This window comes from Psychrobacter sp. A3, from assembly GCF_028823565.1.
Taxonomy (GTDB): domain Bacteria; phylum Pseudomonadota; class Gammaproteobacteria; order Pseudomonadales; family Moraxellaceae; genus Psychrobacter; species Psychrobacter celer.
The window spans coordinates 24,676-39,360 of sequence record NZ_JAPEHS010000016.1 but is presented as its reverse complement, the minus strand read 5'-3'; the positions used below and the strand labels follow the sequence as shown (position 1 = coordinate 39,360).

Here is a 14,685-nt window from a genome sequence, read left to right as displayed (position 1 = left end):
GTTTAAATCCATAACAGTTTTACATTCAGCTAACTATATCTAAATGGGCTAAAAATGGCCAAATTTTGCCAAACATCGTCAAATAGCGGGTTTATATCCCGATATTAATGGCGCTATTTTCCTTGTTTGACCGCAATGTTTGACCGCAATTTATCCCATTTTTATCCCCATTTTTGAAACGAAGACACACCCTAGTGCTGCGCGGTCCAGTCCAGCATCGCATCGAGTACGGGTCTTGCCGTATAAGCATTGAGCGCTTGCTCGCTATTGATGATACCCACGACCACATAGTCTTGCCCCGATAGGCCTTTGACATAGCCTGCCATAGAGGTGACGTTATTGAGCGTACCTGTCTTAATCCAAGCGCGACCAATGGCGGCTGACTCAGGCAAGCGGGCACTGTGCGCGCTAATGGTACCACTGACACCAGCGATGCCGAGCGAGTTGACATAAGCGTCAAAACTTGGGTGATCGTAGGCATAGATTAGCAGCTCGTTTAGGTTGGCCGCGGTGATCGTGCAGTCACGGCACAAGCCTGAGCCGTTGGTCAGATACGGCGCAGGCGTGTCTAGATGGTGTTGCCACCACTGGCTGATGGTCTGTAGGGCTACCGGATAGTTAGTGGTTGCAGGTTTGCCAAACTGATAAAGACTCGTCTTGTTGCCTCCTGCTTTTTCTTGTCCTTTTGGCTTGCTAACGGCAGTTTGAGTGGGTGTAGCAGTGTCAGCCGCGGTCGTCTTAGTATCAGATGGCGGGGCATAAGCGGCAATGGATAATGCCACTTGCTCAGTCATGACGTTGTTTGAAAAATGGTTGATGTCGTGGATTTGCTGAGCCAAGTTTAACGACGGATAGCTGACCTGTGGCAGCGGTGACATCGGTAGCGCACGCAAACCTGTTTTTGGCTGTTTATGAGATGACGTATTATAAGGCGTCTCGCGGCTGAGCACATCGCCTGTCAGGGTATTGCCCAGTGCTTGCCATTTGGCCTTAATGACCCGCGCGGCAAAGTCTTTGGCATCAGGATAAGCCACATAAAATGCGTGCTCTTGGCAGCTATTTGGTAAGTTTTGATGAAACACCAGCTGGCTGGCTTGCCATACTGGCGCAAGGCTATAGCGCGCCTGTCCACAGCTCGCTGAGCGAGTGGCTATGGTGGTGGGCAATTGATAATCGGCCAGCTGCGGTGTGTAGGTGAGTCGCGCGTGGTCAGTGTCCAGCGGATAGCTTTTGATACCGATGGTACTAAAATTGACCAAAAAACCATCAGGACTTGCGTTATAAGGACGCAATGGCGCGTTGTCAAAGGCCGCAGGGTCTTTGCCTACCTTATCAAACACTGCGCTGTCGACGATGATATCCCCGTCGATATGATGAATACCGGAGGCTTGCACGTGATAGAGCAGTTGCTGTAGGCGCTCATGCGTCATTTTTGGGTCGCCGCTGCCTTGTAGCACCAAGTCGCCATACAGGCGCTCGCCGATGATCACGCCAGTATGATAGACGCGGGTATGCCAGACAAAATCCACCCCAAGTGTATCTAGCGCGATAAAGCTCGGCACCAGCTTCATGGTGCTGGCAGGGGTGCGCGCTACCTGAGCTTGATGACTCAGTAAGGGTGAAAAAGATATCTTGGTCGTTGTATGTGCGGTGCTTTTTTGCTCGACATCCGCGCCGTCATTTACGCTACTATCGTCGGTGCTACTGTCTTGGCTTGTTTGCATTTTAGCGTTTGGCCATTTGGCCTCTGACGGTAGGGTGGGAATGCTCTCTAAGCTTTGATAAGTAGAAGGGTCGTCGGTATAAGCGTGTAGCTGCCGCTCATGCTTTTGGATGGTTTGTTTTTCTATCGTCACAAGCGTGCTTTGATAACTGGCAGCGTTGTTTGAGCGCTCTGCTGGATGCTGGCTGTCGGTGACTTTGATAGGCGCTGGTAAGCGACTGGCGTTTTTGTCGCCCACTGGCGTGATGACGATACTGATGTCGGCGGCGTTCAAATCTGCACGTGACAAGGCGGTTTGGATGGCCTCTGGTAGCGCCGCTTGGGCAACAAGCGGTGCCGCCAGCGCAGTGGCCCATAATGCTTGTCTGACCAAGTGCGTGACCAAGCGTTTGCCAAGTCGATGCGTTAGTCGGTGCCTTGGTCGTAACGGCGCAACCGCAGCGTGCGGCGGCGTATCAAAGGCAGAAGGCTTGTCATGATAATGGGGGGTAGAAGTGGATTGCATGAGTATCGTTCATCAGGTGGCAAAAATAGCCTATGGTATCATGAGTTCCGCTTGCCGCGTAGATGGGGCGTATTGATTATCAAGGGAATGTATCAGTCTAGCGCACATGCAAAAACGCCATGGCGGTCATGGTGGCATCATTATAGGCGTCATGAGCACCCAAATCAGGAATCTGATAATGCGCTAAGATGTTGGTCAGCTGCTGCGCTTGGCTGGAGAGCCCTTGGGTTTGACCACTCAGACGCCGACTGTATAAGTGCCGAATATCGATGATTTTATTGGGCAAGGTGGTGCCCATGTAGTCTTTTACTAATGGGTTTAAAAACCCCACATCGATCTGCGGACAAAACCCCACAATCGGACGGTTGCCGATAAAGGGCAGTAGCCGCGCCAGCATCTCATCATAGCTCATACCATGCTCGACATCAGCGGTACGTAGACCATGGATTACGATGGTGTCGCGGTCAGGCATGACGGGCGGGCGACAGACCAGATGGATGCCATTGCCCGTATCGATGCTAGAGCCATCGATATGAATCGCGGCCACCGATAGTAGGTGGTGCTTTTTGGGGTTTAGCCCCGTCATCTCACAGTCGAGCGCCACCCACCGCTCAGTGGCAGGTTGATCAAACATCGCCGCCAGCTCAGGCCGCTGCAGCTGCATTTTTTGCCATTTGCATGATAGTTGGGTCAGCCAGCTCATATTCTGTATTCTCTCTTTGCTGCTTTGCGCCGCTCTAGGCGATCTCTAATTGATAATGCTGCCGCAGCTGGTTTTTAAAGCTTTTGACAACAGCCAAACACTCTTTTAATAAATCACGCTCAAGCGCGGTCAGCGTCATGGGGTTGACCTGCCGTGCGTGTTTGTCATCGGTCGAGAGCGCAACAGAGAGTCGCTGCGCCATAAAAAACTCCAGCGCTTCTAACAGCGTGTCAGCCCGCTCTTGGGTCAGTGCGCCCACCTCGACCAAGGCTTTTAGGCGGTTTTTACTGCTAGGGACGGCCAAGATGTCATTTTCTAGAGCGAGGGCGCGAATACCATGTACTAACGGAAAAATCCCTGCTTTTTTTAGATCGATATCTTGCGAGGCGCTTTTACCTGCTAATAATGGCACAAACTTTTGCCACCATTGATGGACATCGCCAAACTGTAGCGCTGCCCGCGCAAACTGGCGCACAAACATAGGGTCTGAGCGTCGATGCGCGGCCTTGAGGTGCTGACGAACGTGCTGCAAGAGCGTCTCATCACCGCAGACGTATTCGCCATCGAGAATGGCAGACAAATAGATGGCGTGCATGGGATCGGTGTTTTTAAACCATGAGCTGATTTGGGCATTAAACTGTTGTAATGGTTGTCGCCATATCGGGTTGGTCATCATGATATTGCCGTCGCACAGCGGATAGCCAAGTTGCGCCAGCTGCTCATTAAAGCGCGCAGCAAACTGCGGTAGATCCGGATGAGTATAGCCATCACGGATGATCAGTGCATTGTCTTGGTCGGTGCGCATGATTTGCTCGCCGCGACCCTCGGAGCCCATGACGATAAGACAGGTGTGGCTCATCACCTCATCAGGAACGAGCAGCTGCCACAGCTTGGTAAATACCTGAGCGTTCAAGGTCTGTACCATGCGGCTGATGTTACCGATTTTTACCCCGTTCTGGTGCTGGGCGCGGATATAGCGTCCTATCCTCTCGACGGCCGTGTCCAAACTGCTAAAATCTTGGGCTTGCTCGATTTGAATACTGATGAGCTGTGAGTGGTGGCTGATGTGCGCGAGCATGTCGCTTTGACCAAGCACACCTGCTACCGCACCATGGTGATCGATGACCGGCAAGCGATGAATACGGTAGCGCGTCATGGTCAGCAGCGCATCACCGATCTCATCGCTCGCCTTGATGGTACGTACGTTAAAGTTAGCATAACGCTGGCATGGCGTGGTGGTAGGATCTCTCTGCTCACTGACCGCGCGGCAAATATCGGTATCGGTCAAGATGCCCAATGTCTCATCGATGCCATGTTGCGCGTTTGCTATGGCTAGTCGATGCGTCGGTGCTCGCACCAGTACGTGCTTTAACCCAGCATCTGTCATCGTGCGCGCCGCTTCATGTAAGCTGGTATCAGCATCGACGATATGTACAGGCAGTAAACGAACAGCGATGACCGGCTGCAGCATGATCTGCTGTACTTCTTGCTGGTCATCGTAGGCGGCATGGACAGCAGATTTACGATTGCGGCGCTGCTGCAGGGCTTTTAGACGCTCAGGCAGTTTGTCAGAGAGCATTTGCCGTACCAGATGATTTTGTGCGCTGATTTTATCGACCGCTGCACCCTTAACTTGTAGCAGTAACGTGTCTTCGGTGGCGCGAAACTGATAACGCTGTCTGTCTTCGTCCGTCAGCTGTGCGTCTGAGGCGGCTGATAGCTGCGGCGCATTAGAAGACTCAGGCAAGCGGCGGCTGTCAAACCAGTCGTTGTTATTGGGCTCATCTGAGTGATTGCTACCCAAGTAGGCCGCGACAAAATGACCGGCCAATAACTGCTCAATCTGGCCTTTAATGACCACATATAAGTATGACATCTCGTCTGCAGGTAGGCTTTCGTCTTTGGCAAGGTAGCGGATTTTGGTGTGTTTTCTGATGCTTTGGCGCTCAGCCAAGCTCAGCACATCAAAAGGCGGCTGGGTAAAATCAAGATGGGGCATGGCATCATCCTTGATGGCATCGTTGCGACAGTCTATTTTACTATAGCACTATTTAACCAAAAAACCTTTAATAACCAGCATCCTATCATGGTTATTAAAGGGTGTTGATGGCTATAAAAACAGCCGCTCTGTGTATCACTCAGGCTAAAGAGAATGGGGCTGCTTGCCGGTTTTACACCTCAAGCAACGCCCGAATACGGCGGATGGCTTCGCGGCTTTCCTCTACACTGGCCACCAGCGCGATACGCACATACCCTTGCCCGGGGTTGTGTCCAGCGACCTCACGCGACAGATAGCGCCCTGCTAAGGCATGGATATTGGCCTGCTCATACAGCGCTTTGACAAAGACTTCATCATCGCCATCGAACTGCTCAGGGACTTTGACCCAAAAGTAAAAGCCAGCCTCAGGCATACGTAGCGATAATACATCGCCAAGCTCTGCCATCCATAGCGCAAATTTTTCTTGATACAGCGCGCGGTTGTGCGCCACGTGTTTTTCGTCTTGCCACGCGGCGATAGAGGCCAGCTGATGCGGTATTGGCATCGCACAGCCTTGATAGGTGCGATATTGCAAATAGGCCTGCAAAACCTCAGCGTCGCCAGCGACAAACCCTGAGCGTAAGCCCGGTAGGTTGGAGCGCTTGGATAACGAGTGAAAGACGATACTGTTTTTAAAGTCATGTCGACCGAGCGCGGCGCACGCTTGTAGCAGGCCTATCGGTGCTGTATCAAAATACAGCTCGCTATAGCACTCGTCGCTGGCAATGATAAACCCATACTGATCTGACAAGCGCAGCAGATATTCCCAATCCTCCATCGTCATCACCGAGCCTGTCGGGTTGTTGGGGCTACAGACAAAAAGTAGCTGCGTGCGCGCCCACACATCTGTTGGCACTGCCCGATAGTTACCCTTAAAATCATTATCCGCAGTACAAGGCACAAAATACGGCGTCGCCTGCGCCAATATCGCCGCACCCTCATAGATCTGATAAAACGGATTGGGCATGATGACAGTCGGGGGTGCGCCAGTTGCCGGTTGTGCGTCATCACACTGATGATCGATGACCGCTTGTACAATGCTAAAAATCGCTTCACGCGTACCCATCACAGGGAGCACTTGGGTGCGAGGATCGACATGATGCAAAAAGAACCGCCCCTCCAACCAATGCGCGATGGTCTGACGAAGCTCAAACAGACCATTGGTAGTCGGATAAAGGCTTATTTTGTCCAAGTTTTCGTGTAATGCGTCCAAGACGAAGCTCGGTGGCTGATGTTTTGGCTCACCGATACCTAGCTTTATCGCACTGTAACGGGGGTCTGGTGTGCTATCGGCCAACAAAGCAGCCATCTTGGCAAAAGGATACGGATGCAGGTGTGTTAAGTTGTGATTCATAGGTAGGGTAACTATAATAGACAATTAATAATAAAGTTATAAAAAAAAATTACATTTGGGCAGTGTAGCACTTCTTATATTTTTTGTCTTTTGCTTCTCTTGTCTATAAAGACGCATTTATTGATAACTTTTCATAATAAAAAATAGCGGTCGGCGCGATATGTTGGCTGATAGTAAGGGTAATTTGATATGTCTAGTGTCCTAAATAATGACCAACTTCACGCTAAAGATATCAACAATGACGTTGATAATAGTGTAACGCGTGTCAAATTATACGAGCTGCTACAAGAGCGCGAGCAGTGCTGGTGGCAGACGCGTCAGAATTTGATTAACCTAAAAGAGCGGCAGGTGTTTTGGTATGGCGAAAACAGCCTGATGATGTGGCTGATGTGGCAGCTGGTCAGCTATGTGCTGGTGGCTATGACGCTAATGCTGCTGAGCCGATTTTTAGACTTCTCGCTACCGCTCTGGCAGTATGTGGGGTTGTTTGTCATTCAGACGGCGATATTTATCGTCATCTTGATGAGTAAGGGGCGACTCGCCAACAAGCTGCAACAAAAAATCGATAATGATGAGCTGCTCCGCGAGCAGGCACTCAACGAGATGGCAATACTGGCAGAAGACTGTTTGTACCCTGATGTGCATGCCAAGTCGCCTATTTCGTTAGAGCAAATGTATGAGGCGTTAGATGGGCGCTTTCATTTAGCCAGCTTACAATGCTTGCTACAAAAAGAAGTCGATGCGGGGCGCTTGATATTGACACAGACGCAAGTGGAGGCGGAGGTTTTGCCACTAGAGCTGGCCGATGATGAGCTAAAAGAGCATGCTCGTGAGATGGTATATAAAAGCACCTTATAAGTGACGCTATAGCGATAAGCCCCATCAATGTATTATCAATGATGGGGCTTGTTTTTACAGAACAGTAGCGAGGTTTACGATAGGTTTTAGGCTGGCCACTTTATCCTCTACTCGTGTCTTTTGGAGCTGTCAGGCTGGCAAGCAGCGCAGCTTTTAAGGCGCTTAGCCTATCAGCGGACAGCGGCTCATCGTTTTGATCACTGATATAAAACATATCTTCTGCGCGCTCGCCTAACGTGGTAATACGAGCAGCGTGTACTTCTATTTTTTCTTGCAAAAACACTTGTCCAACGCGCGCCAGCAGCCCTGGCTGATCTAAAGTCTCTAGGCTCATGATATGCTGATCTGAGGCGTCATTAAACTCAAAGCTAATCTCTGTTTTTACCTCAAAATGGCGCAGCTGCCGAGGGATGCGTTTATGCACCAGCTTTGGTAAGGCAGGGGCTTTGAAAGCGTCAATCAGTCGCTGCTTGAGCTCTTGCTGGCTGTCTTCATCGACCAGTAACGTACCACTCGGATCGAGCAGCACATAGGAGTCCAAGGCAAAGTCGCGAGTGGCGGTGATGATGCGCGCATCGAGCACATCTAGGTTCATCTGATCAAAGACGGCCATGGTCACAGCAAACAGATTCATCTGATCTTGGGTGTAGACAAAGACCTGAACGGCATCAAGCGCCAGCTCACGATGCTCGCGCAATACCACCAGTGGCGGGCTATCGGCATTAGATGCCAGACCGATAGGCGGATGGTTTAGGATGGCTTCGGTGTGCCAAAAGATATCCTCTGGTATCTCGCGCAAAAAGTACTCATCGCCCAGATCGTCCCAAAGACGTAACACTTCCTCGCGGTTCATATGCTGATTGTCGACATTGTCGAGCATCTTTAGCGCTTGTTTACGCGTGGCGCTGATCATATCTTGGCGGTTGGTCGGCGCGTCGATATCGGCGCGTAGGATACGGCGTGTCTGCGAGTAGAGCTGTTTCATCAGGGTCGCCCGCCAGCTGTTCCAGAGCTGCGGATTGGTGGCGTTCATGTCGGCGACAGTCAGGACATATAAGTGATTGAGGTGGGTGACATTGCCGACCAAATCCGCAAACACTGTGACCACCTCTGGGTCTGAGATGTCCTTTTTTTGGGCGGTCATCGACATCAGTAAATGGTGACGGGTTAGCCAGCCGACCAGATGCGCGTCGGCTTTGCTCATACCGTGCGCCAAACAAAACTCAATCGCTTCTGTCTCACCCAGCAGGCTATGGTCGCCGCCGCGGCCCTTGGCGATATCATGAAACATCGCTGCCAGTACCAATATCTCTTTGCGCTCAATACGCTGAAAGATCGCACTGACCAAAGGAAAGTCTTCAAAAAACCGCGGATCGGTAAAGCGGTGCAAAATACGAATCAAAAACAACGTATGGGCATCGACCGTATAGCGGTGAAATAGATCATACTGCATCAGTCCGGTGACTTGCGCAAAGGCTGGAATGTAATTCCCCAATACCCCATAGCGATTCATGGTGCGCAAACGATGGAACAGATAGTTTTGCTCTTTTAGATTAGATAAAAATAAAGCTTTGTGAACGGGGTTGTCGCGATAAATCTGATCGATGCCGCGTGCTGCAATTTTTAGCGCCCGTAGCGTATGGGTACGAACCTTGTCGATACCGTGCTGACCCATTAATAAGAACATCTCTAAAATAGATTCAGGATGCTGAGCAAAAACCCGATGGTGCGCTATAGCAATATGATCACCAACACGGTTGAATCTTGCATTGATCGGCTGCTTTTTGGGGCGCTCATCATCAGGCAGGTTGGGCTCTATGATGGTCTCATAGTAGTGATTGGTCAGCATCTCAGACAGCGTTGATATTTGCATGGCACAGCGATAGTAATCACGCATAAAGCGTTCAACAGCCGCATTTGGCTGATCGTCTGGCTGAGTCTCATAACCCATTAATTGGGCAATCTCACGCTGATAATCAAACAACAGCTTGTTTTCGTTACGTCCGGTCAGCACATGCAGATAATGCCGTATCTGCCATAGATAGCCTTCTGCAAAGCTGAGCTCATCGAACTCTTTTTCTGTCAAAAAGTTTTGTTGCACCAAGTCATACAGCTTACCCACACGAAAATAGCGTTTGGTCACCCAGCCGATGATATGAATGTCACGTAATCCCCCAGGCGCCGTTTTGATATTGGGCTCCAGATTATACTCAGTTGCATTATGTTGTAGATAACGGGCCTTAGACTCTTCCATTTTTACATCAAAAAAGGCACGAGGAGACCACTGCTTGTTAACGATTTGGATGGGCATATCTCGCAGTGCTTCGTTGCCGATTAACAATCGAGCTTCGAGCTGGGCACTGGCTATCGTATGGTCAAGTGCAGCTTCTAACGCATCGTTGACGCTACGCACAGATAGCGCAGGCTCCAGCCCGATATCCCACAGCAATGCGACCAATTTATCAATCTTACCACTGGCATCAGCGCCGATTTCGTCAGGAGATAACAGCAGGATATCAATATCTGAATAAAGCGACAGCTCACCGCGTCCATAGCCACCTGTCGCAAACAGGGCCAAGTCCGTCTTATCTAGCTCAAACCAATAAAACAAAGCAATCAGCAGCTCATCAATCGCCTCGCTACGCGCGCCAACCAGCTGACGAATATTGACACCGCGCTCAAGGGCACGGCTGATATCCTCATTGATTTGGCTCAGCCATTCAGGAATACCCAACAAAGCAGGCTCTGAGGTGCTATCGGCGCTGGCGCTTGCTGGCAGCGCGTCGGTAGTCACTGATTGCTTGGAAAATAGGGGTAAGGGTGTCAAATCGATAGAGGTGACATCGCAATTAAACATGAGGATATCCAATTAATAGGGTAAAAAAATTGTTGATACCAAAAGTATCGCAATTATAGTCCAAAAAAAAGACCGCCTAGGCGATCTTTTCTTGTCTTACTGGGTCAAAAAGCTCAGGTCTTCTTCAGGGCGCGTGGTAAACACTTCACAGCCATTGTCGGTCACGACCATCGTATGCTCCCACTGAGCAGATAACTTACGGTCTTTGGTAATCGCCGTCCATTCATCAGGTAAAATCTTGGTCTGCCATGCGCCTTGGTTGATCATTGGCTCAATGGTAAAGGTCATGCCCGTCTTTAGCTCAAAGCCTGTGCCTTTTTTGCCGTAGTGCATCACTTGTGGCTCGTGATGGAATTCATCACTGATGCCATGACCACAAAACTCACGGACGATACTAAAACGCTCAGGCTCAACCACTTCTTGAATCGCGGCACCAATATCACCAAGACGCGCGCCATTTTTGACGACACTCATGCCAGCATATAGCGCGTCTTGTGCGACTTTGCAGATACGCTGCGCCATGATAGAGCCGTTACCGACGATCCACATCTTTGAGGTGTCACCGTAGTAGCCGTCCTTGATCACGGTCACATCGATGTTGATGATATCGCCATCTTTGAGTAGCTTGCTTTCGGTTGGGATGCCGTGACAGACCACGTGGTTGACGGATGTACAAATCGATTTTGGAAAACCGTTGTAATTCAGCGGAGCAGGAATGGCTTTTTGCACATTGACTATATAGTCATGAGCGATTTGGTTGAGGGCTTCGGTACTGACGCCGACCTTGACATGCTCGTCGAGCATGACAAGGACATCACTGGCGAGTTTGCCGGCCACACGCATTTTTTCTATGGCCTCTGGGGACTGGATAAGGGATTTTTTAGTCATCATCTTGTGTCTTATAATTATGAGGTTAATGTAGGGAGATTATACCATAAATGGACCGATGGCAGTTTTATGATAAGTAATATTAAATCTATCATTATTATTGACAATAGTTGCTTTACAGCATCATTTGAGCATTTATGACCCTCCAGTCACGATAATATATTCATATTTTGACAATTTAGTTGAATCTTGTAAAAGATAGAAGTAATGTAATTTTGCATGCTAAAGGGATTAGCAGCAGTCTTTGCCGACGTTATGAGGTAAAGGCACTCACCATTAATGATAACAAGGATGTTGTTATGACGCTCTCCTCGTACGTTCGTGCTGCGCTCACGCCGCGCACTTTTTTACCAATACTGGGCTCTATCAGTACTGGCGTTTTATTAATGACCATGCAAACCACCTCAGCGCAAGCGGCAGGGCAGTACTATAATTGTGCCAACGCCAATGGCTGCACGCTAGTCGATAGCAAGTACTTTACCTCCAGTTATACCAAAACTCAGTATCCAGTGGTCATGGCTCATGGGCTTGGCGGTTTTACCAAGATGTTTGGGGTCTTAGATTATTTCAACGGGATTCCTAGTGAGCTAATGAAAGGTGGATCAGAGGTGTACACCACCAAAACATCAGCGGTGAATAATAGTGAAGTCCGCGGCGAGCAGCTATTACAGCAAATCAAAACCATCACTGCCATTTCAGGCGATCCAAAAGTCAATTTGTTTGGGCACAGTCAAGGCGGTATAGACATCCGCTATGTCGCTGGCGTTGCACCAAAATACGTCGCCTCGGTCACCGCCGTATCAAGCCCAGAGCAAGGCTCAAAAACAGCCGATTTTGTCAAAAATGTCCTTGAACCAAACAATGACACAGGTGAGCCATCCAACGTCACGACACAGCTGGTATCAGGGGTGTTTAATTTGATTGGCGGCTTTACAGATGTGGGATCAGGCATCAGCTTCAAAGAGATACAAGCGCAAGATGGCTGGCAAGCACTCATGGCGCTATCAACCGATGGTGCGGCCAAATTCAATGCCAAATTCCCCGCAGCAATGCCAACAAGTTACTGTGGTCAGCCAACCAGTACCTCTGCAAACGGTATCAAATATTACTCATTTAGTGGGGTAGGACAAGTCGTGAGAGCCCTTGACCCTAGTGATTATCTGCTTGCAGCAACAAGCGTACCGTTTTTATTTGATGCCAATGATGGTCTGGTCTCTGCCTGCTCAAGCCGACTTGGGTATGTAATTCGTGACAACTACATCATGAACCATCTAGATTCAGCCGATCAGGTACTAGGTCTGACAGCATGGGGCGAGTCTAAGCCCAAGTCCATTTATCGTACTCAGGTCAATCGCCTAAAAAACGCCAATCTCTAACCCCAATGACCATCTATTTAATGACGATCTATTTAATGGTTGCCTAAGAACTCGTATCTATGTCAAAACATCGCCGCCCCGCTTATCTACCGATTGTTATAGTCGCTGTGGTCATCATAGTCATCGCGGTGGCGGTGATTGTGTGGTTTAAGCCAGATAATAAACCGATGGCGACTCAGCAGTCGCTATCTGCTTCACCCACTGATAAGTCTGAGAGTACGTTGTCCACTGCACTAAATAGTGAGCAAACAGAACAAACCGCTTCAGCCCAGAACCAGTCTGCATTTGTCACTGGGTTAGAGCGTTTGCCGCGCTCATTAAGAGACACGCAAGTGGACGGCGAAATCATCATCAATGAAAACAAGCAGTTGGTCGTCACGGAAGGCTTACGGCGTTTATTCGATTATTTTTTATCAGCAATAGGAGAGGAGGACGAAGCCGTTATTTTTGCGCGTGTCGAGCGTTATATTCGCCATCACACGCCAGAGCCAGCTGCCAGCCAAGCGGTCGCTATCTTTGGCAACTATGTGGCGTATCTCAAAGCGCTGCCTGATATAGAAAAACGCTATGGCAATCTGCAATTACAAGCGAGCAAAAGCGGTGAGCTGGATTTGAATGCCATTGCTCAGCAAAAGCAAGAGGTAGCAAGTTTACGTCAGCAGTATTTTGACAAAACCACCATCGAAGCCTTCTTTGATGCAGAAGATAACTACGATAACTATAGTATGGAGATGGTCAGAATCAACCAAAATCAGCAAATGAGCGAAGCACAGAAGCAAGCTGCTAGACAAGATTATGTGAGCCGTCTACCAGATGGTGCGATCAAAACCAATATCCTGCAGCAAGCCAATCTTAATGAGCTTATGAGCCGTACTGAGCGGATGAAAGCAGCAGGTGCCAGTCCTGAAGCACTATACAATATGCGTCGAGAGCTAGTGGGCGCACCAGCGGCAGAGAGACTGGCACAAGTCGATCAAGAAGATGCCAATTTTGACCAGCGCTTTACTCAGTATGAAGCACAAAAGGCGCAGCTATTGAGTCAAAGTGCCGATCCAGCAGCGGCGCAAAGTCAGATCGAGCAGCTTGAGCAGCAACTGTTTGATGACGCTGAGCGCAAGCGTCTGTCTGGCTATGCTGCGCTGCAAAAAACAAAGACTCAATAGACGCACTTTATTAACCTTGAATAACTTACCGTAATGTAAGGGACAGGTATGCTAAAAGTGTGGATAAGCAAAGGCGCATGGGAAGGGTACGTTCCAATAGCTGTGGCTTTAACACAACGATAGTAATACTTCGCTACTGAAAAGCCAAACATTACTGGTACAGATGTGATCTAAAATAGTGGTACATACGCTTATCAAGACTGACGTTGTATCTACCGTTTTGATAAGTGATATCAGTCATCAGATGCGATAGTTGCACGATAAAAACACCTCACTATTTAGTGGGGTGTTTTGGTTTGAGAGAAATATCACCAGCCAAAATCATCAAAAGTTATCGCGCTTTTGGTGAGTTGGTGCGTTGGATGACTGGAGCTTACCTTCAATTGCCAACATTGTCGCGATTGTATCGGGCAACAAATATCTGCCAAGTAATAACTCAATTAATAATGACAGCAGGCGCTGGGTGAGACACTATATGCGACTGCTCAAGATCATTTATAGCAATAAAAAAATTTTGATTGGGTCTTTAGCAGTTGCCCTAAGCGCAAGCTTAAGACGCGATAAACTTGCTGAATTCAATAGAAGGAATAAGTATGAAAAATATGACAAAAATGATAATGGGTGCCACCTTTGTTATAGGTGCGCTTACTGCTGGTTGCCAGACAACGGCTACCTTGCCAGCGCCAGTCAGTCAGCCAGTGACCGAAACGGCGCTCCAAGCGCACAACTGGCAGCTGGTTGATGCCAAACGTATGAATGGTGAGCGAGTAACCGCACTATTTTTTGATCCAGCCAAGCCGCTCACTTTGAGCTTTATGAATGATAACGGTAGAAACTACGTCGCATTTATGAATACCTGCAACAACATGAGCGCAGGTTACAGTGTCGTCAATGGTAATGTGCAGATCAAAAATGGCATCAGTACAATGATGGCCTGTCCTGAACCGCAAGCCAGCTTCGATACAGCAGCAGTCGCCACGGTACAAGGCAAGTATAGCCTCAGCAAAAACGCCAAAAAAGTGCCAATCTTAACCATCAAAAATGACAATCAAGTGGCTTACTTTAAAGCTGTGTCTAAATAAGCTAACGATGTATAAGAGCAATATAAACACTCTGTTTAGATTTGATAAGGCCTCACTCATATGTGGGGCCTTTTTTTATCCGAAGTTTGTCGAATTTTGCGCTACACTAGCGTAAAGCTGCTGTTATGCCTTATAGAT

General features: G+C 48.9%; 10 protein-coding genes. 4 read left to right on the top strand and 6 right to left on the bottom strand.

What is annotated here, in order from left to right; genetic code table 11:
- Nucleotides 1–191: 191 nt before the first annotated feature.
- The 4 genes from NK638_RS04205 to dapC all read right to left on the bottom strand — a co-directional run bounded on the left by NK638_RS04205 (nt 192) and on the right by dapC (nt 6,323).
- A complete protein-coding gene (locus NK638_RS04205; protein WP_274632058.1) occupies nt 192–2,228 on the bottom strand; it encodes a D-alanyl-D-alanine carboxypeptidase/D-alanyl-D-alanine-endopeptidase in 2,037 nt (678 codons plus the stop codon).
- A 97-nt stretch (nt 2,229–2,325) separates the two neighbouring features.
- Nucleotides 2,326–2,931 (bottom strand): 3'-5' exonuclease, encoded by a 606-nt coding sequence (locus tag NK638_RS04200; RefSeq protein WP_274632057.1) that lies wholly within the window; start codon nt 2,929–2,931, stop codon nt 2,326–2,328.
- A gap of 34 nt (nt 2,932–2,965) precedes the next feature.
- Complete coding sequence (locus NK638_RS04195; protein ID WP_274632056.1) at nt 2,966–4,930, bottom strand: DUF294 nucleotidyltransferase-like domain-containing protein; 1,965 nt, start codon at nt 4,928–4,930, stop codon at nt 2,966–2,968.
- 172 nt (nt 4,931–5,102) lie between these two features.
- The gene (gene dapC, locus NK638_RS04190) at nt 5,103–6,323 is read right to left on the bottom strand and encodes a succinyldiaminopimelate transaminase (RefSeq protein ID WP_274632055.1); all 1,221 of its coding nucleotides are present in this window, start codon (nt 6,321–6,323) and stop codon (nt 5,103–5,105) included.
- Between the two features lie 189 nt (nt 6,324–6,512).
- Between dapC and NK638_RS04185 the strand changes: the two genes are divergently transcribed.
- Entirely contained in the window at nt 6,513–7,181 is a 669-nt protein-coding gene (locus NK638_RS04185) for a hypothetical protein (protein ID WP_274632054.1), read from the top strand.
- 100 nt (nt 7,182–7,281) lie between these two features.
- On the opposite strand, the gene glnD is transcribed toward NK638_RS04185, so the two are convergent.
- Both glnD and map read right to left on the bottom strand, forming a co-directional pair.
- A complete protein-coding gene (gene glnD / locus NK638_RS04180; protein ID WP_274632053.1) occupies nt 7,282–10,038 on the bottom strand; it encodes a [protein-PII] uridylyltransferase in 2,757 nt (918 codons plus the stop codon).
- 96 nt (nt 10,039–10,134) lie between these two features.
- Complete coding sequence (gene map, locus NK638_RS04175) at nt 10,135–10,926, bottom strand: type I methionyl aminopeptidase (protein ID WP_446739805.1); 792 nt, start codon at nt 10,924–10,926, stop codon at nt 10,135–10,137.
- 299 nt (nt 10,927–11,225) lie between these two features.
- On the opposite strand from map, the gene NK638_RS04170 reads away from it, so the two are divergent.
- From NK638_RS04170 to NK638_RS04160, 3 genes are all read left to right on the top strand, one after another.
- Complete coding sequence (locus tag NK638_RS04170) at nt 11,226–12,302, top strand: esterase/lipase family protein (protein WP_274632051.1); 1,077 nt, start codon at nt 11,226–11,228, stop codon at nt 12,300–12,302.
- 59 nt (nt 12,303–12,361) lie between these two features.
- Nucleotides 12,362–13,465 (top strand): lipase secretion chaperone, encoded by a 1,104-nt coding sequence (locus NK638_RS04165; RefSeq protein WP_274632050.1) that lies wholly within the window; start codon nt 12,362–12,364, stop codon nt 13,463–13,465.
- A 593-nt stretch (nt 13,466–14,058) separates the two neighbouring features.
- The gene (locus tag NK638_RS04160) at nt 14,059–14,547 is read left to right on the top strand and encodes an META domain-containing protein (protein WP_274632049.1); all 489 of its coding nucleotides are present in this window, start codon (nt 14,059–14,061) and stop codon (nt 14,545–14,547) included.
- Nucleotides 14,548–14,685 lie beyond the last annotated feature (138 nt).

What these genes read in the sequence shown, in the direction of transcription:
- NK638_RS04185 (WP_274632054.1), top strand. Translation starts at nt 6,513, where the DNA reads ATGTCTAGTGTCCTAAATAATGACCAACTTCACGCTAAAGATATCAAC.
- NK638_RS04165 (WP_274632050.1), top strand. Translation starts at nt 12,362, where the DNA reads ATGTCAAAACATCGCCGCCCCGCTTATCTACCGATTGTTATAGTCGCT.
- map (WP_446739805.1), bottom strand. Translation starts at nt 10,926, where the DNA reads ATGACTAAAAAATCCCTTATCCAGTCCCCAGAGGCCATAGAAAAAATG.
- NK638_RS04170 (WP_274632051.1), top strand. Translation starts at nt 11,226, where the DNA reads ATGACGCTCTCCTCGTACGTTCGTGCTGCGCTCACGCCGCGCACTTTT.
- glnD (WP_274632053.1), bottom strand. Translation starts at nt 10,038, where the DNA reads ATGTTTAATTGCGATGTCACCTCTATCGATTTGACACCCTTACCCCTA.
- NK638_RS04195 (WP_274632056.1), bottom strand. Translation starts at nt 4,930, where the DNA reads ATGCCCCATCTTGATTTTACCCAGCCGCCTTTTGATGTGCTGAGCTTG.
- NK638_RS04160 (WP_274632049.1), top strand. Translation starts at nt 14,059, where the DNA reads ATGAAAAATATGACAAAAATGATAATGGGTGCCACCTTTGTTATAGGT.
- NK638_RS04200 (WP_274632057.1), bottom strand. Translation starts at nt 2,931, where the DNA reads ATGAGCTGGCTGACCCAACTATCATGCAAATGGCAAAAAATGCAGCTG.
- NK638_RS04205 (WP_274632058.1), bottom strand. Translation starts at nt 2,228, where the DNA reads ATGCAATCCACTTCTACCCCCCATTATCATGACAAGCCTTCTGCCTTT.
- dapC (WP_274632055.1), bottom strand. Translation starts at nt 6,323, where the DNA reads ATGAATCACAACTTAACACACCTGCATCCGTATCCTTTTGCCAAGATG.